Source organism: Paenibacillus sp. EKM211P (assembly GCF_011066175.1).
Lineage (GTDB): Bacteria > Bacillota > Bacilli > Paenibacillales > Paenibacillaceae > Paenibacillus > Paenibacillus polymyxa.
The window spans coordinates 1-219 of sequence record NZ_JAAMNS010000101.1; the positions used below are offsets into that span (position 1 = coordinate 1).

Consider the following 219-nt stretch of genomic DNA (forward strand, 5'->3'; position numbering starts at 1 on the left):
ATGGCCCGTTGGTCAAGGGGTTAAGACACCTCCCTTTCACGGAGGTAACAGGGGTTCGAATCCCCTACGGGTCATAAAAAAATAACCACAAAAAGTTGCAATAAAAAGTTTGTTGTGGTATAATATAAGAAGTGTTCCGTTGAGGAGGCTTAGCTCAGCTGGGAGAGCATCTGCCTTACAAGCAGAGGGTCGGGGGTTCGATCCCCTCAGCCTCCACCA

At 48.9% G+C, this 219-nt stretch carries 2 tRNA genes; both read left to right on the top strand.

The window, feature by feature from the left end:
- Positions 1-2 precede the first annotated feature (2 nt).
- Positions 3-74 (top strand) — tRNA-Glu (locus G9G57_RS25565).
- Between the two features lie 69 nt (positions 75-143).
- A tRNA-Val gene (locus G9G57_RS25570) sits at positions 144-219 on the top strand.